This window comes from Pseudomonas sp. PDM03 (assembly GCF_014852385.1).
In the GTDB taxonomy this organism is placed as follows: domain Bacteria; phylum Pseudomonadota; class Gammaproteobacteria; order Pseudomonadales; family Pseudomonadaceae; genus Aquipseudomonas; species Aquipseudomonas migulae.
This window is the reverse complement of the sequence record NZ_JACVBM010000003.1, coordinates 92,655-116,261: the sequence shown is the minus strand read 5'-3', so window position 1 is coordinate 116,261 and position 23,607 is coordinate 92,655. Positions and strand designations below refer to the sequence as shown.

At 59.3% G+C, this 23,607-nt stretch carries 20 protein-coding genes; 14 read left to right on the top strand and 6 right to left on the bottom strand.

Translation table 11 applies throughout. The features are described 5' to 3' along the window. Positions 1-216: 216 nt before the first annotated feature. Entirely contained in the window at positions 217-1,290 is a 1,074-nt protein-coding gene (rlmM, locus tag IB254_RS07395; protein WP_192226279.1) for a 23S rRNA (cytidine(2498)-2'-O)-methyltransferase RlmM, read from the top strand. A gap of 175 nt (positions 1,291-1,465) precedes the next feature. Continuing rightward, positions 1,466-1,717, top strand: coding sequence for a sulfurtransferase TusA (gene tusA, locus IB254_RS07390; protein ID WP_054054315.1), 252 nt, complete (start codon positions 1,466-1,468; stop codon positions 1,715-1,717). Here tusA and IB254_RS07385 read toward each other — a convergent pair. Beyond that, the gene (locus IB254_RS07385; RefSeq protein ID WP_192416893.1) at positions 1,714-3,123 is read right to left on the bottom strand and encodes an MATE family efflux transporter; all 1,410 of its coding nucleotides are present in this window, start codon (positions 3,121-3,123) and stop codon (positions 1,714-1,716) included. The two genes, tusA and IB254_RS07385, sit on opposite strands and share 4 nt — an antisense overlap. Before the next feature lie 272 nt (positions 3,124-3,395). Between IB254_RS07385 and pdxB the strand changes: the two genes are divergently transcribed. Then, positions 3,396-4,538: a 4-phosphoerythronate dehydrogenase PdxB gene (gene pdxB, locus IB254_RS07380; protein WP_192416892.1), complete on the top strand. Its 1,143-nt coding sequence runs from the start codon at positions 3,396-3,398 to the stop codon at positions 4,536-4,538. 191 nt (positions 4,539-4,729) lie between these two features. Here pdxB and IB254_RS07375 read toward each other — a convergent pair whose 3' ends face one another. Next, a complete protein-coding gene (locus tag IB254_RS07375) occupies positions 4,730-4,909 on the bottom strand; it encodes a PA1571 family protein (protein ID WP_008037721.1) in 180 nt (59 codons plus the stop codon). 247 nt (positions 4,910-5,156) lie between these two features. Here IB254_RS07375 and IB254_RS07370 point away from each other — a divergent pair, with 247 nt between their 5' ends. Together IB254_RS07370 and IB254_RS07365 are read left to right on the top strand one after the other, a co-directional pair. Beyond that, a complete protein-coding gene (locus IB254_RS07370; protein WP_192416891.1) occupies positions 5,157-6,932 on the top strand; it encodes an ABC transporter transmembrane domain-containing protein in 1,776 nt (591 codons plus the stop codon). Positions 6,933-6,999: 67 nt separating this feature from the next. Continuing rightward, positions 7,000-8,034, top strand: a complete 1,035-nt coding sequence (locus tag IB254_RS07365; protein ID WP_192416890.1) for a Fic family protein — start codon at positions 7,000-7,002, stop codon at positions 8,032-8,034. 63 nt (positions 8,035-8,097) lie between these two features. Here IB254_RS07365 and IB254_RS07360 read toward each other — a convergent pair whose 3' ends face one another. Further along, entirely contained in the window at positions 8,098-10,026 is a 1,929-nt protein-coding gene (locus IB254_RS07360; RefSeq protein ID WP_192416889.1) for a transglycosylase SLT domain-containing protein, read from the bottom strand. Between the two features lie 213 nt (positions 10,027-10,239). Between IB254_RS07360 and IB254_RS07355 the strand changes: the two genes are divergently transcribed. Beyond that, positions 10,240-12,159 carry an ATP-binding cassette domain-containing protein gene (locus IB254_RS07355; protein WP_192416888.1) on the top strand — a complete coding sequence of 640 codons (1,920 nt, stop codon included), beginning with the start codon at positions 10,240-10,242 and terminating at the stop codon, positions 12,157-12,159. A gap of 166 nt (positions 12,160-12,325) precedes the next feature. Here the strand turns inward: IB254_RS07355 and IB254_RS07350 are convergent, their stop codons facing one another. Beyond that, the gene (locus IB254_RS07350; RefSeq protein ID WP_008028495.1) at positions 12,326-12,766 is read right to left on the bottom strand and encodes a universal stress protein; all 441 of its coding nucleotides are present in this window, start codon (positions 12,764-12,766) and stop codon (positions 12,326-12,328) included. 104 nt (positions 12,767-12,870) lie between these two features. Here IB254_RS07350 and IB254_RS07345 point away from each other — a divergent pair, with 104 nt between their 5' ends. The 7 genes from IB254_RS07345 (at position 12,871) to IB254_RS07315 (ending at position 21,420) form a co-directional block, all read left to right on the top strand. Continuing rightward, entirely contained in the window at positions 12,871-13,308 is a 438-nt protein-coding gene (locus IB254_RS07345) for a hypothetical protein (protein WP_008028493.1), read from the top strand. Between the two features lie 625 nt (positions 13,309-13,933). Then, the gene (gene fadB / locus IB254_RS07340; RefSeq protein ID WP_192416887.1) at positions 13,934-16,081 is read left to right on the top strand and encodes a fatty acid oxidation complex subunit alpha FadB; all 2,148 of its coding nucleotides are present in this window, start codon (positions 13,934-13,936) and stop codon (positions 16,079-16,081) included. Between the two features lie 32 nt (positions 16,082-16,113). After that, a complete protein-coding gene (gene fadA, locus IB254_RS07335; RefSeq protein ID WP_008028488.1) occupies positions 16,114-17,289 on the top strand; it encodes an acetyl-CoA C-acyltransferase FadA in 1,176 nt (391 codons plus the stop codon). Between the two features lie 98 nt (positions 17,290-17,387). Then, entirely contained in the window at positions 17,388-17,624 is a 237-nt protein-coding gene (locus tag IB254_RS07330; RefSeq protein WP_008028485.1) for a DUF1653 domain-containing protein, read from the top strand. Positions 17,625-17,738: 114 nt separating this feature from the next. Further along, complete coding sequence (topA, locus tag IB254_RS07325; RefSeq protein WP_008037710.1) at positions 17,739-20,366, top strand: type I DNA topoisomerase; 2,628 nt, start codon at positions 17,739-17,741, stop codon at positions 20,364-20,366. 141 nt (positions 20,367-20,507) lie between these two features. Beyond that, entirely contained in the window at positions 20,508-21,032 is a 525-nt protein-coding gene (locus tag IB254_RS07320; RefSeq protein WP_008028481.1) for a DUF6586 family protein, read from the top strand. A 154-nt stretch (positions 21,033-21,186) separates the two neighbouring features. Beyond that, entirely contained in the window at positions 21,187-21,420 is a 234-nt protein-coding gene (locus IB254_RS07315; RefSeq protein ID WP_008028479.1) for a hypothetical protein, read from the top strand. 86 nt (positions 21,421-21,506) lie between these two features. Here IB254_RS07315 and sulA read toward each other — a convergent pair whose 3' ends face one another. Both sulA and lexA read right to left on the bottom strand, forming a co-directional pair. Beyond that, entirely contained in the window at positions 21,507-21,980 is a 474-nt protein-coding gene (gene sulA, locus IB254_RS07310; protein WP_008028477.1) for an SOS-induced cell division inhibitor SulA, read from the bottom strand. Positions 21,981-21,990: 10 nt separating this feature from the next. Beyond that, complete coding sequence (gene lexA / locus IB254_RS07305; protein ID WP_007944149.1) at positions 21,991-22,599, bottom strand: transcriptional repressor LexA; 609 nt, start codon at positions 22,597-22,599, stop codon at positions 21,991-21,993. A gap of 229 nt (positions 22,600-22,828) precedes the next feature. On the opposite strand from lexA, the gene IB254_RS07300 reads away from it, so the two are divergent. Further along, a complete protein-coding gene (locus tag IB254_RS07300; protein WP_008037709.1) occupies positions 22,829-23,536 on the top strand; it encodes a TetR/AcrR family transcriptional regulator in 708 nt (235 codons plus the stop codon). Positions 23,537-23,607 lie beyond the last annotated feature (71 nt).

Genomic DNA, 23,607 nt, shown 5'->3' with positions numbered 1-23,607 from the left:
CACTCCTTAAAGTCCGCACGGCTACGGACTGAGGGGACGGACAGAGCATTAAACCTAGCCCTGTTTTAAGTAGCTGGCTAATAACTGGACTCTATCGATAAGCCCGAGGTTCCGAAGTCGGCTATCATGCGCCGGTTTTCGTGACAGGCTTTGCTTCAACGCAAGTCTGGGCATCGCGCAGTGGCTGAATTCTTCGCCAACTGCCCAGGAGTAAGAATGAACACCCTCTTTATGCATTGCCGGCCGGGCTTCGAAGGCGAAGTCTGTTCCGAGATTTCTGAACACGCCGCACGGCTGAACGTGGCCGGTTATGCCAAGGCAAAAACCGCCAGCGCCTGCGCCGAATTCATCTGCACCGAAGAAGACGGCGCCGAGCGCCTGATGCGCGGTCAGCGTTTCGCCGAGCTGATCTTCCCGCGCCAATGGGCGCGCGGGATTTTCATCGACCTGCCGGAAACCGATCGCATCAGCGTGATTCTCGCGCACATGGCGGATTTCCCGCTGTGCGGCAGCCTGTGGCTGGAAATGGTCGACACCAACGACGGCAAAGAGCTGTCGAACTTCTGCAAGAAATTCGAAGTGCACCTGCGCAAGGCGCTGATGGCGGCCGGCAAACTGGTGGAAGATGCGAACAAGCCGCGTTTGCTGCTGACGTTCAAGAGTGGTCGCGAAGTGTTCATGGGCCTGGCCGAGTCGAACAACTCGGCCATGTGGCCGATGGGCATTCCGCGCCTGAAGTTTCCACGCGAGGCGCCGAGCCGTTCGACGTTGAAGCTGGAAGAGGCGTGGCACCATTTCATCCCGCGCGATCAGTGGGACGAGCGTCTGCACAGCGACATGACCGGCGTCGACCTCGGCGCGGCGCCGGGTGGCTGGACCTGGCAACTGGTCAATCGTGGCATGCTGGTGACCGCCATCGACAATGGCCCGATGGCTGAAAGCCTGATGGACACTGGTCTGGTGCAGCATTTGATGGCTGACGGTTTCACCTTCAAGCCACGGCAGCCTGTGGACTGGATGGTCTGCGACATCGTCGAGAAACCGGCACGCAACGCGGCGATGCTGGAAGAGTGGATTGGCGAAGGGCATTGCCGCGAAGCGGTGGTCAACCTCAAGCTGCCGATGAAGCAGCGTTACGCCGAAGTGAAACGCTTGCTGGAGCGCATTGCCGACGGTTTCAAGGAGCGCGGGATTCGCGTCGAAATCGGCTGCAAGCAGCTGTATCACGACCGCGAAGAAGTGACGTGCCACCTGCGCCGCCTGGACGTGAAAAAACCCAAGTCCCGCTGATGTACACAACCCGTGTAGGAGCCGGCTTGCTGGCGATAGCGCGTTACGCGGTGTATCTGAATCACCGCGGTGTCTGGATCGCCAGCAAGCCGGCTCCTACAGGTATGGCGTCATGCCACAGATGACCGAACACCCGGTAATGCGCGACAATGCCGGCCAGTTTCAGGAGTGAATCATGAGTGAAATGCTTGATACGCCGGTAGACGGCACCCTCGACGCCACTGGCCTCAACTGCCCGGAACCGGTGATGATGCTGCACCAGCACATCCGTGACCTGGCGCCCGGCGGCCTGCTCAAGGTGATCGCCACCGACCCGTCGACCCGTCGCGACATTCCCAAGTTCTGCGTGTTCCTCGACCACGAGCTGGTTGCGCAGCATGAAGAGGCAGGCACCTACCTCTACTGGATCCGCAAGAAGCTCGCTTAACCCGCCGAATGACTGATGCGGATCCGCTTGCGTGCACTGCGCGTCAGGCGGATCGACAGCATCAGCGCGGCGCAACTCAAGCCCACGATCAAACCCTGCCACAGCCCGCTCGGGCCGCTCGGCGTGCCGAGCCAGTCGGTCAGGCCCAGCGCGTAACCCACCGGCAAACCAATGCCCCAGTACGCGAACAGGGTCAGGATCATGGTCACCCGGGTGTCCTGAAAACCGCGCAACGCGCCGGCCGCCGTGACCTGGATCGCATCGGAAAACTGGAACAGCGCCGAATACACAATCAGCATCGCCGCTACGCGGATCACCGTCGGATCAGCCGTGTAGATCGTTGCGATGTGCTCGCGCAGCAACAGCATCATGCTCGCCGAAATACACGCGTAAGCCAGCGCCGTGCCCATGCCGACACCGGCGGCGAAGCGCGCTTCACGGGGTTCCTGACGACCGAGGGCCTGGCCGACGCGCACCGTCACGGCCATGCCGAGGGAGTAGGGGATCATGAACACCAGCGAACTGAAGTTCAGTGCAATCTGATGCCCGGCCACCACCGTGGCGCCGAGGCTGCCGATCAGCAGGGCAATCACCGCGAAGATGCTCGATTCGGCAAACACCGCGATGCCGATCGGCAAGCCGATGCCCAGCAGGCGTTTGATCACCGCCCATTGCGGCCAGTCGAAACGGCTGAACAACTGGCTCGACTGATACGCCGGCGCCCAGCGTTCCCAGCCGGCCATGCCCAGCGCCATCACCCACATCACAATCGCCGTGGCCCAGCCACAACCGACGCCGCCCATGGCCGGCACACCGAAGTGGCCATAAATGAAGACATAGTTCAGCGGAATGTTCAGCGCGAGCCCGCACAACCCCAGGACCATCGCCGGGCGCGTGCGTCCCAGGCCGTCACTGAAACAGCGCAACACATGGTAGAGCGCGACGGCGGGCAGCCCGCTGGCGATACCGTGCAGGTATTGCATGCACGGGCCGATCAGCTCGGGATCGACCTTCATCAGGTGCAAAATCGGTTCGGCGCTGAACAGCATGCCGGTCGCCATCACGCCCACCACCAGCGCCAGCCACAACGCCTGGCGCACGATCGGGCCGATTTCGCTGTGGGTGCCGGCACCAAAGCGCTGGGCGACTTTCGGCGTGGTGGCCAGCAGCGTACCGGTCATCAACAGAAACACCGGGACCCAGATCGAGTTGCCCAACGCCACCGCCGCCAGATCCCGTGGCCCGACGCGACCGGCCATTACCGCATCGACGAAGCCCATCGCCGTGGTGGCCAGCTGCGCGATCATGATCGGTAGCGCGAGGCCGAGCAGGTTCTTCAGCTCGAGACGAACCCGGGCGGGGCGATTGAGGGAAATGGCGGCGAGGCGGTCAGTCACGGAATTCAAAGGCAAAACGTCCAAAAGGTTTTGATGCGCGAGGCGGCGCATTCTACGCGTTGACGCAACGGTCAGGAAAAGTCCTGTGTTACCCATTTGTAATCACACAAAAACCTGTAGGAGCGAGCCTGCTCGCGATGGACGTAAACGATGACGAGGGCTGCCTGAATCACCGCAGTGCTCTTGCGTTTTTCGCGAGCAGGCTCGCTCCTACAAATTGTGCGTGCTAGGCGTGAAGTGTCATCTGCGCCTACACTGCCGATCCGCCAAAGGAGCCTGCCATGCTGATTGTTGCCGACGAAAATATTCCGCTGCTCGATGCCTTCTTCGAAGGTTTCGGCGAAATCAGACGGGTGCCGGGACGTTCAATCGACCGCGCCACCGTCGAGCAGGCCGATGTGCTACTGGTGCGCTCGGTGACCAACGTCAATCGCGGGTTGCTCGAAGGCAGCAAGGTGCGCTTTGTCGGCACCTGCACCATCGGCACCGATCACCTCGACCTCGATTACTTTCAGCAGGCCGGCATCACCTGGTCCAGCGCCCCCGGCTGCAATGCCCGTGGCGTGGTCGACTACGTGCTGGGCAGTTTGCTGACCCTCGCCGAAATCGAAGGCACCGATCTCACCCTGCGCACGTACGGCGTGGTCGGTGCCGGCGAAGTGGGCGGGCGGTTGGTCAAGGTGCTGCAAGGGCTGGGCTGGAACGTGCTGGTCTGCGATCCGCCACGGCAAGCTGCTGAAGGGGGCGATTTCGTCAGCCTTGAGCAGATCATCGAGCAATGCGATGTCATCAGCCTGCACACGCCGTTGAAAAAACACGGTGCCGGTTCGACCTGGCATTTGTTCGACCAAAACCGTTTGAACCAGCTCAAGCCCGGTGCCTGGCTGATCAATGCCAGCCGTGGCCCGGTGGTAGATAACGCCGCCCTGTGCGAGGTGCTGCTGCAACGCGAAGACCTGCAAGCGGTGCTGGATGTCTGGGAGGGCGAGCCTGAGGTCGATGTGGCACTGGCCGAGCTCTGCGTGTTGGCCACGCCGCACATTGCCGGTTACAGCCTCGACGGCAAGCAACGCGGGACGGCGCAGATCTACCAGGCGTACTGCGATTTTCTCGGGCAACCGGCGCAGGTCCGCTTGAGCGATTTGCTGCCGGCACCGTGGTTGTCGCAGGTGACCTTGAACGCTGAGAGCGATCCTGCCTGGGCGCTGGCGATGTTGTGCCGTGGCGTGTACGACCCGCGCCGCGACGACGCGGATTTCCGCCGCAGTCTTGTAGGCAGTGTGAGCGAGCAGCGTGCGGCGTTTGATGCGTTGCGCAAGAATTATCCATCGCGGCGCGAGATTGATGGGTTGCGGGTGCGGATTGAGGGGGATTCGCCTGAGTTGCTGAAGATTGTGGCGGCTTTGGGGGCAACAGCCGTCTAGAAATTTAGTCGGCCGCCTTCGCGGGCAAGTCGGGATGCCGCACCACTCGCTCATACAGGGACCGTGCAATGTTGAAAATGGCGCCGACCCTGTAGGAGCGTGGCTTGCCCGCGAACAGCCACACCGCAATTCCGGATCAACACCCACAAAAAAACCGGCCATCAGGGCCGGGTCAAGAAGACGGGGCTATATCAATCTTGTTTGGCAGGCTTGACCAATCGCTTTTCCAGTTCGCGGCAAGCGTCCTGGATCATGCCCTCAGTGATCGGTACTTCGCGGCCTTTTTCGTCAATGATTGAGCAACCCAGAGACTGATCTGGCTGTGTGCGGATCACTTGAATCTTGTCATCGCTGCTATTTTGCAAGGACATGGCCTGTCTCCTCTTCAGGTGTGTGCTTACTGTAGAACCGTCAGGTGACCGGGCTATGACAACTCCCTGCGATCTTTCCCGAGCGGCCACACCAGTCCACCAGAAATACCAAGACGTTACCACCCGGACTTTAGACCAATAGCGTCTAGGACCTGGTCATCGCGGTCATAATTAACCTGACTCATTGTGATTTACAGCGTTCAACCCCATTGAACCGTCAGGCTGGCCCTATCAATTGTGTAACTGGATGAACCCGATGCTCTCTGCCCGTCAACGCCGCGCGATTCGCCTGACCAGCCTTTTTCTCGCGCCCTATCGTTGGCAGGCCTTCGGCGCCTTGCTCGCGCTGGTCGTCACGGCCGGCATCACCTTGTCCATGGGGCAGGGGATTCGCCTGCTGGTGGACCAGGGGTTCATGACCCAGTCCCCGCACCTGCTCAACCAGACGATTGGTTTGTTCATGTTGCTGGTGATAGGCCTGGCGATTGGCACCTTCGCGCGTTTCTACCTGGTGTCGTGGATCGGTGAGCGCGTGGTCGCCGACATCCGCCGTCAGGTGTTCAATCATCTGGTTTATCTGCATCCCGGGTTTTACGAAGACAACCGTAGCTCCGAAATCCAGTCGCGGTTGACCGCCGATACCACGTTGCTGCAATCAGTGATCGGTTCATCGCTGTCCCTGTTCCTGCGCAATCTGCTGATGGTGATCGGCGGGATTGTGTTGCTGTTTATCACCAACCCCAAACTCACCAGCATCGTCGTTGTGGCTTTGCCGCTGGTGATTGCGCCGATCCTGATTTTCGGTCGCCGGGTACGCAGCCTGTCGCGCCTGAGTCAGGACCGGATTGCCGATATCGGCAGTTATGTTTCCGAAACCCTGGGCCAGATCAAAACCGTGCAGGCCTACAACCACCAGACCCAGGACGAACAACGTTTTGCCGTGACCGTGGAAGAGGCGTTCAACACGGCACGCAAACGGATTTTCCAGCGGGCCTGGCTGATCACCCTGGTGATCGTGCTGGTGTTGGGGGCGGTCGGCGTGATGCTCTGGGTGGGCGGCATGGACGTGATGGCCGGGCGAATTTCAGCGGGGGAACTGGCGGCGTTCGTCTTTTACAGCCTGATTGTCGGCAGTGCATTCGGCACGTTGAGTGAGGTCATTGGTGAGCTGCAGCGCGCCGCCGGCGCCGCCGAGCGGATTGCCGAACTGCTTCGTTCGGAAAACATCATCCAGCCACCGGCGACTGGCCTGGTGACGTTGCCCGAGCGGGTGACGGGCAATCTCGTTCTGCAGGAGGTGCGTTTTTCCTACCCGTCGCGTCCGGAAAGCTACGCCGTCGATGGCTTGAATCTGACCATCAAGGCGGGCGAAACCCTCGCGCTGGTCGGGCCGTCCGGTGCTGGCAAATCGACGGTGTACGACCTGCTGCTGCGTTTTTACGATCCCGCCGAAGGACGCATCCTGCTCGACGGCGTGCCACTGACCCAACTCGATCCATTGGACTTGCGCCGTTGCTTCGCGCTGGTTTCACAAAGCCCGGCGCTGTTCTTCGGCAGCATCGAAGAGAACATCCGCTACGGTAACCCGACAGCGACGCTGGAACAGGTTCAGGAAGCGGCGAAAATCGCCTACGCCCATGACTTTATCGAGGCCATGCCCCACGGTTATCAGACTCATTTGGGCGACGCAGGCCTCGGTTTGTCCGGCGGCCAGCGCCAACGCCTGGCCATCGCCCGAGCGCTGCTGGTGGACGCGCCCATCCTGCTGCTCGACGAAGCCACCAGCGCCCTCGACGCCCAGAGCGAACACCTGATCCAGCAAGCCCTGCCCAGCCTGATGAAAAACCGCACCACCCTGGTCATCGCCCATCGTCTGGCCACGGTTAAAAACGCCGACCGGATTGCAGTGATGGATCAAGGGAAACTGGTGGCGGTGGGCACGCATCAGGAGCTGATTGCGAGCAATGCACTGTATGCGCGGTTGGCGGCGTTGCAGTTCAGTGATGGGCATGAAGCGGCATGAATGAACGCTGCTGAATACTGCCGGGTTCGGGCATTATGTCGAGCTCAGTGCGAGCATGGATGAGGATATGAGCCGTTATCAACCACCGTTGACCCTGACCACTAAGATGCTCACGTTGATTGCCGAAATCAGTGAGCGGATCGGTCAACTTTCGGCTGTGGATGATCGACGGCAGACGCCTCAACTGCGGCGGGGTAATCGGATTCGCACGATTCAGGCTTCACTGGCGATCGAGAACAATACCCTGAGCATCGAGCAGGTGACTGCTGTTCTGGCGGGGCAGCGAGTGCTGGGATTACCTCGGGAAATCCAGGAAGTGCGTAATGCCTTCACGGCTTACGAAGCCATGCCGGATTGGCAGCCGAGTAGTCATGTTGATCTGCTTCGTGCGCATGAGTTACTGATGGGCGGCTTGATTGACGACTGTGGGCAGTTTCGCCGAGCCGGTGTGGGCATTTACCGTGGCGAGAAATTGGTTCACATGGCACCGCCACCGAGCCGCATTTCGCATTTGATGGATGATTTGCTGGCGTGGCTCGGCGCTTCTGATTGGCATCCGTTGATTATCAGTTGTGTCTTCCACTATGAATTCGAGTTCATCCATCCCTTCGCAGACGGCAATGGACGTATGGGTCGTCTTTGGCAGACATTGATTCTCAGTCGGTGGCGCCCGGTGTTGGCTTATCTGCCGGTCGAAGCCGTGATTCGGGAGCAGCAGGATGCTTATTACGCGGCGTTATCGGCAGCCGACCAAATGGCCGAATCGACGCCTTTTGTCGAGTTCATGCTGCAAGCGTTGAGCCTTGCGCTTGATGAGGCGGTTAGAACCGAGCCGGTAACCGACCAAGTAACCGACCAAGTAACCGACCAAGTAACGAAACTGCTTCGTGCTCTGCGTGGAAGCGCTCCCGCGAAGGTTAACGATCTGATGGCAGAGCTCGGATTGGCTCACAAGGCGACATTTCGGGCCAACTACCTCAAGCCTGCATTGGTAGAAGGCTTGATTGAGATGACTGATCCTGATTCCCCCCGTAGCCCGGTGCAACGCTACCGCTTGACTGCGCAGGGTGAGCTTGTTGCAGCACGGTGCAGATCCAGGTAGAAGCGCCAAAAAAAATGCCCGCATTTCTCAATGCGGGCATTTTTGTTTACGCCTCAGACAGGCTTATTGATCATCAAAATAGCGCTCATGCCAATCCACCAACGGCTGTGGCGAGTTGAGCTTCTGGCCGTAGATCACCGAGTACGACAGTACGTTTTGCACGTATTGGCGGGTTTCGTCGAACGGGATGCTTTCCACCCAGACGTCGAAGCTCAGGTGATCCGCACCGCGCAGCCACTGACGCACGCGCCCCGGGCCGGCGTTGTAGGCGGCGGAGGCGAGGACGCGGTTGCCGTTGAACTGGCTGTGCACCTGGCTGAGGTACGCGGCGCCGAGCTGGATGTTCTTGTCCGGATCGAACACCTGCTGTGGCGAGGCCAATGGGATGCTGAACTTGCGTGCGGTTTCCTTGGCGGTGCCCGGCATCAGTTGCATCAGGCCGCTGGCGCCTACGCCTGAGCGGGCGTCGGCCATGAACGCGCTTTCCTGGCGGGTAATGGCGAATACCCAGCTCGAATGCAGGCCGCGAACCTTGGCTTCACGCACGAGGGTTTCGCGGTGGGCCATCGGGAAGCGGATGTCCAGATCGTCCCAATACTGCGCCTGACTGATGGTGCGGATCGCCGGGAAATACCATTTCAGGTCGTAGGCCAGTTTGGCCTGGGCGACCATTTCGTCACGGTTGAAGTGGCGGCTGACGTGATACCACTCGCGACGCCCATCGACAATCTGCCCGCGCGCATGGAATTCCAGGGCGCGACGCACGCCCGGCGTGTTGCGAACCTTGTTGATCAGCGCCTGGCTCAATACCAGCGGCTTGTTGTTCAGCGAGTAAGGCAGCTGCGAACGGTCGGCAGCGAGGAAACCGTAGAAGTCACGTTCGCGAGCGAGGCCTTTATAAAGCGTCTGCGCCTCCGGGTTCTGCGGTTGCGCCAGTTCCAGGCTGCGGGCCTGCCAGTAACGCCAGCGGTTGGTGGTCGCCAGGTCCTGAGGCAAACGGCGGGTCAACTGATAGGCATCGTCCCAGCGGGCCAGGCGCAGCAGCAGGCGCAAGCGCCACTCGGACACGGTGTTGTCACGCAATTCCGGGTCGTACTTGGTCATCACGTCCAGCGCGCGACTGTCGAAACGGCGAGCGAGGGTCAGGCCGATTTCCCGGGCGATCGCGACTTTTTCGTCCCGGGAGAAATGCATGCTGCTGGCGTAACCGTCGAGCAACGCCATGGCCTTGTCCGGGTCTTGCTTGGCCAGGCGGCGCAGGCCGAGGCTGACAATGTCGGACATCGGTTCGTCAGCTGGCGTGAAGCGCGACGGCTGGTTGAGCAGTTCGGGTTTCTGCGCCACGTCCACCAGCAACCGGCCGCGAGGGGCGAGGGTGGTCAGGCCGTTGACCAGGCTGTTGGCCAGCGGATAGTTGCGCGCCTGGGCGGCAAGCTTGGTGCGTTCCCAGCGTTTCTGTTCGGTCAGTTGGCCTTCGGCAGCCCAGACTCCGAACAAGCCGTCGCACGCCGCAGGCAGGGATTTGCCAGTCAGCCAGAGCTTGTTGGCGTTGGCGTAGCCTTCGGATTTCAGGTTGTGCCCGATCTGGTACTGCGCGTTCAGGCAGTCCAGCTCAGTGAAATTCAGCTTGGGATCGTAGTACTTGACGAAGGTCGCCCATTCGCCGCGATCAGCCAGCCAGCGCAACCAGCGCAATTTCATCCAGTTGGCTTGCGGCAAGTCACCGTGTTCGGCGAGGAATTTTTCGATCTCGGCGTTGCTCGCCGTTTTCAGGCGTGCGGTCAGTTCGTCATAGGCCAGGTACGGCTCCAGCGGGTAGTCGCTGAGCGCCTTGCTATAACGGAAGTACGGGCCGGTATCACCCTTGGCCAGGGCGCGCTTGGCTTCATCGTAATACTGGCGTTGAGTGGACAGGTCCACCGCCTGGGCAGTTTGAACGGCAGTGGCAGAGAGAAGAAAGCAGGATAAAAGACTGAAAAGGCGACTGCGCATGAGACGTCCGGGCAGAGAAATCATGACAAGTGCGAGGCATGCCCGCACTGAATAATCTGTAGCTTAGCCTTTTGCCAGCAACCGGCGAAAGCTTTGCGGGCCTGTCAGCATCAGTTCGCAACATTTGTCATGCAGAGTGCCCCGAAGGTGAAATTGCCGGCCTTATGAAGCCTCAAGTCAGGTAGAATGCGCGCCCGGTTTTTGGAGAAGCTCATGACCCTGCTCAAATTCAGCGATGTGTCCCTTGCTTTCGGCGCTATGCCGTTGTTGGACAAGGTGTCCTGGCAGATCGCCCGTGGTGAGCGGGTGTGCATCATCGGCCGCAACGGCACTGGCAAGTCCAGCATGATGAAGCTCGTCAAGGGCGACCAGAAGCCTGACGACGGCTCCGTGTGGCGCGCACCCGGCCTCAAGATTGGCGAATTGCCGCAAGAATTGCCGGTAGCCGACGAGCGGACCGTGTTCGACGTAGTGGCTGAAGGCCTGGACGGTGTCGGTGCGCTGCTTGCCGAGTATCACCACCTGAGCCAGAACATCGTCACCGACGCCGACCTGGACAAGCTGATGCACGTCCAGCACGACCTCGAAGCCCGCGATGGCTGGCGTTTGCAAACCCTGGTCGACAGCACCCTCAGCCGTCTGCAACTGCCGGCCGACAAGACCCTTGCCGAATTGTCCGGCGGCTGGCGTCGTCGCGTCCTGCTGGCGCAGGCACTGGTGTCCGAGCCGGATCTGCTGCTGCTCGACGAACCAACCAACCACCTGGACATCGGTGCGATTGCCTGGCTCGAAGAAGCGCTGAAGGATTTCCAGGGCGCCGTGCTGTTCATCACGCACGACCGTTCCTTCCTGCAAAACCTCGCGACCCGCATTCTCGAACTGGATCGCGGTGGCTTGATCGACTGGAACGGCGACTACGCCAGTTTCCTCGTGCACAAAGAAGCCGAGCTGGCCGCCGAGGCCACCGCCAACGCGTTGTTCGACAAGAAACTGGCCCAGGAAGAAGTCTGGATCCGCCAGGGCATCAAGGCCCGTCGCACCCGTAACGAAGGTCGCGTCCGTGCACTGAAAGCATTGCGCGTTGAACGTAGCGAGCGTCGTGAGCGCACCGGCAAGGCCAACATTCAGCTGGACACCGCTGACAAGTCCGGCAAGCAGGTGATGGTCCTCGAGAACGTGAGTTTCGCGCATCCGGGCGGCCCGTTCCTGATCAAGGATTTCTCGATGGTCCTGACGCGCGGCGACCGTATCGGTCTGCTCGGCGCCAACGGTACCGGCAAGACCACGCTGCTGAAGCTGATGCTCAGCGGTCTGCAACCGACCAGCGGCAAAGTGGAAGAGGGTACGCGCATCGACGTGGCGTACTTCGACCAGTTGCGCCATCAGCTGGACCTGGAAAAGACCGTGATCGACAACGTGGCCGAAGGTCGCGACTTCATCGACATCGATGGTCAGAGCCGTCACGTGCTGAGTTATCTCGGCGACTTCCTGTTCAGCCCTCAGCGTGCCCGCACGCCGGTCAAGGCGCTGTCAGGTGGTGAGCGTGCGCGTCTGTTGCTGGCGAAACTGTTCAGCAAGCCGGCCAACCTGCTGGTCCTCGACGAACCGACCAACGACCTCGACGTGGAAACACTCGAACTGCTGGAAGAGGTCCTGCTGACCTTCAATGGCACCGTGCTGATGGTCAGCCACGACCGGGCATTCCTCGATAACGTGGTCACCAGCACGCTGGTCTTCGAAGGTGAAGGCAAGGTTCGCGAATACGTCGGTGGTTATCAGGACTGGCTGCGTCAGGGCGGTTCGCCGCGCCTGCTGGGCGTGACCGAGAGCAAGTCCGGCAAGGCCGACCTGACGTCGGCGGTCGTGACGGCTGAGCCTGCACCGATTGCGGCGGCGGTCGAAGCGCCGGTGGCGAAGAAGAAACTCAGCTACAAGTTGCAGCGTGAGCTGGAAATGTTGCCGGGCCAGATCGAAGCCATGGAGCAGCAGATCGCCGTCGTTGAGGCCCAGATGGCCGATGCTGGCTTCTATCAGCGTCCTGCTGCCGAGACGGCCGCGGTGATCGCTCAGTTGGAGCAGTTGCAGGCTGAGCTCGACGTGATGGTCGAGCGTTGGGCCGAGCTGGATGCCTGATTGATCCTGCAATAAAAAAGCCCGGCGTTCAGTGATGAACGCCGGGCTTTTCGTATGCGATCCCTTGTAGGAGCCGGCTTGCTGGCGATCGCGGTTTGTCAGCTGGCATTGATGTCGACTGATGCACCGTGATCGCCAGCAAGCCGGCTCCTACAAGGATCGGTTATCAGCTTTTGTTTTGCAGGCGCACGGCAAGTACGTCGCAAGGTGCGCCGTGCAGTACGTCATTGGCGGTGGAGCCCAGCAGCAATGCCAGGCCATGCCGGCCATGGCTGCCCACCACGATCAGGTCGCAGGTCTGCTCTTTGGCCAGGTGATGAATCTCCTGGCGTGGCTGGCCGTAGGTCAGGTGGCTGTACTCTTTGGACAGTTCCGGGTACTTCACGATCAGCCGGTCAAGACGTTCCTTGGCCTGATCGAACTGTTGCTGCTGCAACTGGGAAAGGTCCATCGGCACGTCGCCGCCAAAGGCCATGGCCATCGGCTCGACAATGTGCACCAGGGACAATTTCGCGCCGTTGCTCACCGACAGTTCGCGAGCTCGGTGGATGACAGGGTCGCACTCTTCGGTCAGGTCTACAGCGACCAGAATGTGGTTGTAGGGCATGAGGTGCTCCTCCTGAGGATTGCAATATTGGTAAGTATGGCTGGTTTCAAGCGCAGTGTTTTCAAAGTGACTCAAAGCGCTCATCAAGAATCGGGAGTACAGATATGACGGTCTGGATAGTGGTGTCAATCCTGTTGGTGGTTCTCAGTCCGCTGGCGTGGTTGCGTCCGTCCCGTGGGCAAAGCGGCCGCATGGCCCTGCGCATGGAGGCGCGACGCATCGGGCTGGCCATGCAACTGGCGCCTCAGGAGTGGCCGCACTGGCTGAGTCAGGAACCGCCGAGCCCTTGCGCGCAGTACCATCGACCGCGTCGCGGCAATCAGCCTGCGTGCTGGAGTTATTGGCAAAAGTCGCCGGGCGTTTGGGTGAATCAATGGCAGGAGGTCTGCGAGGATCCGGCATTGCTGATTCATTTCGAAAAGTTGCCGGCCAACGTCTACAAGGTCGAAGCGGACAAGCAGATGATCACGTTGTACTGGGGCGAGAAGGGCGAAGCGACAGTTTTGCAACAAATCGATGCAACCCTCAAAGCCCTCGCCTGACCCCCGATCCCTGTAGGAGCCGGCTTGCTGGCGATCCAGGCAACGCGGTTTATCTGGCGAACCGCGGCGTCTGGATCGTCGGAACGCCGCCCGCAGCAAGCCGGCTCCTACAGGATTTTGGTTAACGGGCAGGCAATAAAAAGCCCGACATTCAACATCGGGCTGGAGTTGGCCAGGCAGGCCGGTAATTCGCTGTGCGCTGATCTTACGCCGGGCATTCGCCGACGCGTTCATATTTTTTCCTCAATCTCCCGCCCAGCGTAGCCCGTTAAGCAAAGGCTGCCGTGAATTAGGGCGACTTTTCTAACTATTGATTCTATGAATGGCCTCACATGCAGCCGGGTGTTGCAGGTCTTCGTGTTACGGAAATGACCGGAAAGTCGCGTTTCAACCCGTGTTTTGGGCGATTGACAATTGTCGGAAATTCCGTGAAGGTGACGTACCCAAATCAAACGGGCGTATGAATTGAGCGTTTGTATTTCAGATCGCTCCTACAGAATCCCGACTATCGCGTTGGCGGGTGTGCCGGGTGGATTGGCGTAGCATCGACGATAAACGTCACTGCCAAGCCATTCGCCTGCTTCCGACGTGTACTGTTCAGCTTCCATATCGTGGAGATCAGTTGATGATTTACGAAGGTAAAGCCATCACGGTTAAGGCTCTTGAAAGTGGCATCGTCGAATTGAAATTCGACCTCAAGGGTGAGTCCGTCAACAAGTTCAACCGTCTAACCCTGAACGAACTGCGTCAGGCCGTAGACACCATCAAGGCAGATGCTTCGATCAAGGGTGTGATCGTCAGCAGCGGCAAGGACGTGTTCATCGTCGGCGCCGACATCACCGAATTTGTCGAGAACTTCAAGCTGCCTGATGCAGAGCTTGTCGCTGGCAACCTCGAAGCCAACAAGATTTTCAGCGATTTCGAAGACCTCAACGTCCCGACTGTCGCCGCGATCAACGGCATCGCCCTGGGTGGCGGTCTGGAAATGTGCCTGGCGGCGGACTACCGCGTCATGTCCGTCACGGCCAAGATCGGTCTGCCGGAAGTCAAACTGGGCATCTACCCGGGTTTTGGCGGCACTGTGCGCCTGCCGCGCCTGATCGGTGCCGACAACGCCATCGAGTGGATTGCCGCCGGTAAGGAAAACCGTGCTGAAGACGCGCTGAAAGTCGGCGCCGTCGATGCAGTGGTTGAGCCTGGGAAACTGCAGGAAGCCGCTCTGGAACTGATCAAACGCGCCATCTCCGGCGAGTTCGACTACAAGGCCAAGCGTCAGCCGAAGCTGGAAAAGTTGAAGCTGAACGCCATCGAACAAATGATGGCTTTCGAAACCGCCAAAGGTTTCGTGGCAGGCCAGGCTGGCCCGAACTACCCGGCACCGGTCGAAGCGATCAAGACCATCCAGAAAGCCGCGAACTTCGGTCGCGACAAAGCGCTGGAAGTCGAAGCCGCCGGTTTCGTCAAACTGGCCAAGACCTCTGCCGCGCAGAGCTTGATCGGTCTGTTCCTGAACGACCAGGAACTGAAGAAAAAGGCCAAGGCCTACGACGAAATCGCCAAAGACGTGAAGCAGGCTGCCGTATTGGGCGCCGGCATCATGGGTGGCGGTATCGCTTATCAGTCGGCCTCCAAAGGCACGCCGATCCTGATGAAAGACATCAACGAACACGGCATCGAGCAAGGCCTGGCTGAAGCCGCCAAGCTGCTGGTCGGTCGCGTTGATAAAGGTCGCATGACCGCGGCGAAAATGGCCGAAGTGCTCAACGGCATTCGTCCGACCCTGTCCTACGGCGACTTCGGTCACGTGGATCTGGTGGTTGAAGCGGTCGTCGAGAACCCTAAGGTCAAGCAGGCTGTGCTGGCTGAAGTGGAAGACAAGGTCAAAGAGGACACCATCCTCGCGTCCAACACCTCGACCATTTCCATCACCTTGCTGGCCAAAGCCCTCAAGCGTCCGGAAAACTTCGTCGGCATGCACTTCTTCAACCCGGTGCACATGATGCCGCTGGTTGAAGTGATTCGTGGCGAGAAGTCCAGCGAGCTGGCCGTTGCCACTACCGTTGCCTACGCCAAGAAAATGGGCAAGAACCCGATCGTCGTCAACGACTGCCCGGGCTTCTTGGTCAACCGCGTCCTGTTCCCGTACTTCGGCGGCTTCGCCAAGCTGGTCAGCGCCGGTGTGGACTTCGTCCGTATCGACAAGGTCATGGAAAAATTCGGCTGGCCGATGGGCCCGGCGTACCTGATGGACGTGGTCGGCATCGACACCGGCCACCACGGTCGCGACGTAATGGCTGAAGGCTTCCCGGACCGCATGAAAGACGACCGCCGTTCGGCTGTCGACGTGCTCTACGAAGCCAAGCGCCTGGGCCAGAAGAATGGCAAAGGCTTCTACGCCTACGAGACCGACAAGAAGGGCAAGCAGAAGAAAGTTGCCGACCCGTCGGTGCTGGAAGTGCTCAAGCCAATCGTCTTTGAACAGCGCGAAGTGACTGACGAAGACATCATCAACTGGATGATGATCCCGCTGTGCCTGGAAATCGTGCGTTGCCTGGAAGACGGCATCGTCGAAACCGCTGCCGAAGCCGACATGGGTCTGGTCTACGGTATTGGTTTCCCTCCATTCCGTGGCGGTGCGCTGCGCTACATCGATTCGATCGGTGTTGCCGAGTTCGTTGCCCTGGCTGACCAGTACGCTGATTTGGGCGCGCTGTACCACCCGACCGCAAAACTGCGTGAAATGGCCAAAACCGGCCAACGGTTCTTCGGTTAAGCGTCCCAACTTTTGAGCGAGAGTGAAATTTTATGAGCTTGAATCCAAGAGACGTCGTGATTGTCGACTTCGGTCGTACTCCGATGGGCCGCTCCAAGGGCGGCATGCACCGCAACACCCGTGCTGAAGATATGTCGGCACACCTGATCAGCAAATTGCTGGAACGCAACGTCAAGGTCGACCCGAACGAAGTCGAAGACGTGATCTGGGGCTGTGTGAACCAGACCCTGGAGCAGGGCTGGAACATCGCTCGCATGGCGTCGCTGATGACTCAGATCCCGCACACCGCTGCCGGCCAGACCGTCAGCCGCCTGTGCGGCTCGTCGATGAGCGCTCTGCACACTGCTGCGCAAGCGATCATGACCGGCAACGGTGACGTGTTCGTCGTCGGCGGCGTCGAGCATATGGGCCACGTGAGCATGATGCACGGTGTCGATCCGAACCCGCACATGTCGCTGTACGCGGCGAAAGCCTCGGGCATGATGGGCCTGACCGCTGAAATGCTGGGCAAAATGCACGGCATCACTCGCGAACAGCAGGACGCTTTCGGCGTGCGCTCCCACCAGCTCGCCCACAAGGCGACTGTGGAAGGCAAGTTCAAAGACGAAATCATCCCGATGCAGGGCTACGACGAGAACGGTTTCCTGAAACTGTTCGACTACGACGAAACCATTCGTCCGGAAACTACCCTGGAAAGCCTGGCGGCGTTGAAGCCAGCGTTTAACCCGAAGGGTGGCACCGTGACAGCCGGTACTTCGTCGCAAATCACCGATGGTGCTTCGTGCATGATCGTGATGTCGGCGCAGCGTGCACAGGATCTGGGTATCCAGCCTCTGGCGGTGATTCGTTCGATGGCAGTGGCAGGTGTGGATCCGGCAATCATGGGCTATGGTCCAGTACCGGCAACACAGAAAGCACTGAAGCGCGCGGGCCTTGGCATCAACGATATCGACTTCTTCGAGCTCAACGAAGCTTTCGCCGCACAGGCCCTGCCAGTGCTGAAAGATCTGAAAGTGCTCGACAAGATGAACGAGAAGGTTAACCTGCACGGCGGCGCGATCGCCCTGGGTCACCCGTTCGGTTGCTCCGGTGCGCGTATCTCCGGCACTTTGCTGAACGTGATGAAGCAAAATGGCGGCACCTTCGGGGTAGCCACCATGTGCATTGGTCTCGGCCAAGGCATCTCCACCGTCTTCGAACGCGTTTAAGCGTTCCGTTGACGGAAGCCGGGGCCAAGTGCCCCGGTTTTTGTTTTTTCGGATTTATTTTGTTTTTATTTTGAAAAAATTTGAGTGAGGGCCAAACCATGCCGATACAACCTGGGCTCTACCAACATTACAAAGGTCCGCAGTACCGCGTATTCAGTATTGCGCGGCATTCGGAAACGGAAGAAGAAGTGGTCTTCTACCAAGCCCTGTATGGCGATTACGGCTTTTGGGTGCGCCCCTTGAGCATGTTCCTGGAGTCGGTCGAGGTTGACGGTGAACAGGTGCCACGCTTTGCTTTGGTGCAAGCCGAACCGAGCCTTTTTACCAAGCCATAAGCTGAGAGCGCGCAGAACCCTGCGCTTGACCTCACCTTGTAGCCACTATATATAGCGGTGCCGCGTCAGGCGCCAACCGCCTTTCACTTCTAGAATTCAGGAATTTTCTGATCCATGGGCAAATCGCTGGTCATTGTGGAATCCCCGGCTAAGGCCAAGACCATCAACAAGTATCTGGGTAACCAATACGTGGTGAAGTCGAGTATCGGCCATATCCGAGACCTGCCCACCAGCGGTTCGGCTAGCGCCAGCAAAGAGCCAGCCGCCAAGCGCGGCAAAGCCGCTGCGGGTGAAGGTCCGGTGCTCTCGCCTAAAGAGAAAGCGCGCAAGCAGCTGGTCTCGCGCATGGGTGTCGATCCCGATCATGGCTGGAAAGCCAAGTACGAGATCCTCCCGGGCAAGGAAAAGGTTATCGAAGAGCTGCGCCGGCTCGCCAAGGATGCTGACACCATCTATCTCGCAACCGACTTGGATCGCGAGGGGGAAGCCATTGCCTGGCACCTGCGCGAAGCCATCGGTGGTGACGACAGCCGCTACAAGCGCGTGGTGTTCAACGAAATCACCAAGAAAGCGATTCAGGAAGCCTTCTCCAAACCAGGCGAGCTGGACATCGACCGTGTCAACGCCCAGCAGGCGCGTCGTTTCCTCGACCGCGTGGTGGGTTACATGGTTTCGCCGCTGCTGTGGGCCAAGATCGCCCGTGGCCTGTCCGCCGGTCGCGTGCAATCGGTTGCCGTGAAGCTGGTGGTGGAGCGTGAGCGTGAAATCCGCGCGTTCATCCCGGAAGAGTACTGGGAAGTCCATGCTGACCTCGGCACTGCCAAGGGCGCTACCGTGCGTTTCGACGTGGCCCGCGAGAAGGGTGAAGCGTTCAAGCCGCTGAACGAAGCCCAGGCCATGGCTGCGCTGGAGAAGCTCAAGGCTTCCAGCTACAGCATCGTCAAGCGCGAAGACAAACCGACCAGCAGCAAGCCGTCGGCACCGTTCATCACGTCCACCCTGCAGCAGGCCGCGAGCAACCGCCTGGGCTTCGGCGTGAAGAAAACCATGATGATGGCCCAGCGCTTGTACGAAGCCGGCTACATCACTTATATGCGTACCGACTCCACCAACCTCTCGGCCGATGCCGTGACAATGGCGCGTACGTATATTGAAGGCGAATTCGGCAAGAAGTACCTGCCGGAAACCCCGAACGTCTACAGCAGCAAGGAAGGCGCACAAGAGGCTCACGAAGCGATTCGTCCGTCTGACGCCAACACCGAGCCAAGCAAGCTGTCGGGCATGGAGCGTGATGCAGAGCGGCTTTACGAGCTGATCTGGCGCCAGTTCCTCGCCTGCCAGATGCTGCCGGCGCAATACCTGTCGACCACGGTCACCGTCGGTGCCGGCGATTTCGAGCTGCGCGCCAAGGGCCGTATCCTGAAGTTCGACGGTTACACCCGCGTCATGCCGCAAATCGCCAAGCCTGGTGATGACGACGTGCTGCCGGACATGGCCCAGGGCGACGCGATGAAGCTGATCAAGCTTGATCCGACCCAGCACTTCACCAAGCCGCCGGCGCGTTACTCGGAAGCGAGCCTGGTGAAAGAAATGGAAAAACGCGGTATCGGTCGTCCTTCGACCTACGCGGCGATCATTTCGACCATTCAGGACCGTGGCTATGTAGCGCTGCACAACCGTCGTTTCTACTCGGAAAAGATGGGTGACATCGTCACCGAGCGCCTGTCCGAGAGCTTCTCCAATCTCATGGACTACGGCTTCACCGCCGGCATGGAAGAGAATCTCGATGACGTGGCCCAAGGCGAACGCGACTGGAAAAACGTGCTGGACGAGTTCTACGGCGACTTCAAGAAGAAGCTCGAAGTGGCCGAAAGCCCGGAAAGCGGCATGCGTGCCAACCAGCCGGTGATGACCGACATTCCGTGCCTGACCTGTGGCCGTCCGATGCAGATCCGTACCGCATCGACCGGCGTGTTCCTCGGTTGCTCGGGTTACAGCCTGCCGCCGAAGGAGCGCTGCAAGGCTACCGTCAACCTGGTGCCGGGTGATGAAATCGCCGCGGACGACGAGGGTGAGTCGGAATCGCTGGTGCTGCGTGGCAAGCATCGTTGCCCGATCTGCAGCACGGCGATGGACGCTTACCTGCTCGACGAGAAGCGCAAGCTGCACATCTGCGGCAACAACCCGGACTGCGACGGCTACGAAATCGAAGAGGGCACTTACCGCATCAAGGGCTACGAAGGTCCGAGCCTGGAATGCGACAAGTGTGGCAGCGAGATGCAGCTCAAGACGGGCCGTTTCGGCAAGTTCTTCGGTTGCACCAACGCAACGTGCAAGAACACCCGCAAACTGCTGAAAAGCGGTGATGCTGCGCCGCCGAAGATGGATCCGGTGAAGATGCCTGAGCTGAAATGCGAAAAGGTCAACGACACCTACATCCTGCGCGACGGGGCTTCCGGCCTGTTCCTGGCCGCCAGCCAGTTCCCGAAAAACCGCGAGACCCGTGCGCCGCTGGTCATGGAGATCATCCCGCACAAGGATGAGATCGATCCGAAGTACCACTTCCTCTGTGAAGCGCCGAAAAAGGACCCGGACGGTCTCCCTGCCGTGATCCGTTACAGCCGCAAGACCAAAGAGCAGTACGTGCAGACGGAAGTCGACGGTAAGCCGACTGGCTGGAAAGCGTATTACGACGGCGGCAAGTGGACGGTTGAAGACAAGCGCCCGGCAGCCAAAGCTTAAACAGCGCTGTAATTAAAAGGCCGCATGACAACCCTCGGGTTTTCATGCGGCCTTTTTGTTTTGGGCTTGCGGTGTGCTTGGGTGATCCACGACACTGTCTGACCTGTGTGAAGCAATTATTTCGTTGTGGAGGCTGCCGTCATGGCCCACGAACTCTATACCCGTACCAATCAGAAGATTTATTTCGCCGGCCTGTCGCTGGAAGCGCTTGCCAAGGCAGAAGAGGGGCGGGCGATGAACTCCCTGGCGCTTATTCAGGCCGGGCGCGAATCGGCGTTGTTTCACTTGTACGGTGCGTTGCTGGGGCTGTGCCATGAAATTGCCGGTTTCTATCGCTTGCCTCAGGCCAATGCGCCTCGGGCGGAGATGTTGCTGACTCGGGAAGTGCTGGAAGCCATTGCCATTCCCGAAATGGCCGAGATGGTCGAGTTGGCGCAAAACCCGGAAACCTGGCTGGCCAAGCTGCTGTCGGCTCATGCTGCGTTGTTCCAGCCGCCGCGTGCACCGCACAAACCCAAGGGCGACGTGACACAGCCGTTGATCCTGGCCGTTAATCTGGATGAAGAAGATTCGCCGGAAGAGCTGAGTCGGGAGGAGTTGGAGAGCTGGCGTCAGAACCTGAAAGGCCTGGCGATTCGTTTTCGCGAAGGGTTGAACGAGTGCTGAAGGATTGAGTGTTTAACGGAGGGGCCGACGGGCTGTCCGTTTCAGGGATGAGTGTTGTGAGAAATGTCTCTTCGTAATGGCATCTGGTCAAGATCCTGAGCGAAGCCTGTCCGATGCCTATATAATCGCCGCCTTTCGTGGAGAACAGACCTTTATGCCAACGTCCTTTCTAGAAATTGTCGAGTTACCAGACGGCCGAATCGAGCTGCGCAGGGCCGAGGACGAGGGTTCTCTGGTTACTTTGGATTTCTCTGAGGATGCCAAAGCGTTCCTGCAGGGCCAGCACGTGGAAGTCGCCAAGGCGATGTTGAGCGTCGGCGTTCAGATGGCTGGCCGCTTGGTTGAAGGTGATTTCAATACGGATGAGAGCTCACGGGTCCTTCATTGATCCCGTTCGTCGCTTTTTCCTGATACAGCTACAGACCGGCTTCTCTATCCTTGGAGAAGCCCCGCGCAGTTCAATGCGTGCTTCGTTTAACCCAGTCGAATGTTCAGGCTTTGTGCGTCCCCGGTCCGGGCGGCGCTGATCAACTGTTGCCGTGATGTGGTGCTCAGTGGATTGAGCCAGCTGACGACAGTGTGGCTGCGACCCAGACGCAACGCTTCGCAGGTCAGCTGTTGTGCGCTCTGGGTGCCGCGCGGTTGCAGCAACAGAATGCGTTCACGATTCAGGCCAGCGTCTCGAAGCCAGGTTTGTGTCAGGCTGGCCGGCGGGGCGATCAATGTCAGCCAGCGTGCATCCTGATCCTCGCTCAGTTCCCTGAGGATCGGTGCCAGAAGGCTCAGGCAGTTCCCGGCCGCACCACGCAATGACAGCTCACTGAAAACTTCAGGTTCGGCGCTCCAGGGCGACTCGACCACATCCTTCAGAATCGGTGCCATCGGCTGCACCATGAACGCCTCGAACAACGGCAGTTGGGCTTGCTGTGATGTGTGTGGGAACTGCATAAAGCCTCCTTTAGCGGCGAATGACGCCGACACTCAAGCCTTCGATCACCAGTTCCTGATCTTTCAGGTTCACTTCGATAGGGGCGAATTCAGGGTTTTCTGCAATCAACCAGACTTTGCTGCCGTCACGCTTGAAGCGTTTGACCGTTACTTCGTCGCCGATCCGCGCCACCACGATTTGGCCGTTGCGGGCTTCGCGGGTGGTATGGACGGCCAGCAGGTCACCGTCGAAAATACCCACGTCCTTCATGCTCATGCCATGAACGCGCAGTAAATAGTCAGCGCGAGGATGGAAAAAGGCTGGGTTGATGTTGCAGGATTCTTCGATGTGCTGCTGGGCAAGGATCGGTGCACCGGCAGCCACTCGGCCAATGATGGGCAGGGTGGATTCGTCGGCCTTGGCTTCGAAACCAGGGATGCGAATGCCGCGGGATGCGCCCGGCGTCATCTCGATCGCACCCTTGCGAGCCAGCGCCTTGAGGTGTTCTTCCGCTGCGTTGGGCGACTTGAAACCCAGTTCCTGAGCGATTTCCGCGCGGGTCGGCGGGTAGCCGTTGTCTTCCAGGCAGCGTTTGATGAAGGCCAGAATCTCGGCTTGGCGTGGCGTCAGCTTTAGCATATTGATCGCTCTGTCTTTTTATACAGTGACTGGGATTATATACAGTGAAAGCGAGTTGGCAATGCCCCTTTTTTTACCGGCCGCCAGACGGTCGATCAGCCGGCTGATTAAAGCGTCGTCGTTGTATGGTTAAATAGCTGACCGGCCATTCCCAAAACGAACCGCCAGACTTGACAAGGCCTGGGCTGAAACGTATGTTTCAAACAAGTGTTTGTCAGGCGGAGTAGCCATGGCCCAGTCGGAAACCGTTGAACGCATTCTTGATGCTGCCGAGCAGTTGTTCGCGGAAAAAGGTTTCGCAGAAACCTCGTTGCGTCTGATCACCAGCAAGGCCGGTGTCAATCTGGCGGCGGTGAACTATCACTTCGGGTCGAAGAAGGCGCTGATTCAAGCCGTCTTCTCGCGCTTTCTCGGGCCGTTCTGTTTAAGCCTTGATAAAGAGCTGGAGCGGCGTCAGGCCAAGCCCGAGAACAAGCCGACACTTGAAGAACTGCTCGAAATTCTCGTCGAGCAAGCCCTGGTGGTACAGCCACGCAGCGGCAACGATCTCTCGATTTTCATGCGTTTGCTGGGGCTGGCGTTCAGTCAGAGCCAGGGTCACCTGCGTCGTTATCTGGAAGACATGTACGGCAAGGTATTCCGTCGCTACATGATGCTGGTCAACGAAGCCGCGCCACGCATTCCACCGATCGAGCTGTTCTGGCGCGTGCACTTCATGCTGGGTGCGGCAGCGTTCAGCATGTCCGGTATCAAGGCCTTGCGCGCGATTGCCGAGACCGATTTCGGCGTCAACACCTCCATTGAGCAAGTGATGCGCCTGATGGTGCCGTTCCTGGCTGCAGGCATGCGCGCCGAAACCGGCGTGACCGACTCGGCCATGGCCACTGCGCAATTGCGTCCGCGCAGCAAATCGACACAGGTTGCCGCCAAGGTTTAACCGCGCACGGGTGGGCGCGGCAGCTGACATCCGCTAAGCTAGCCGCCCATGCCGACTCTCGTTCTGAACCC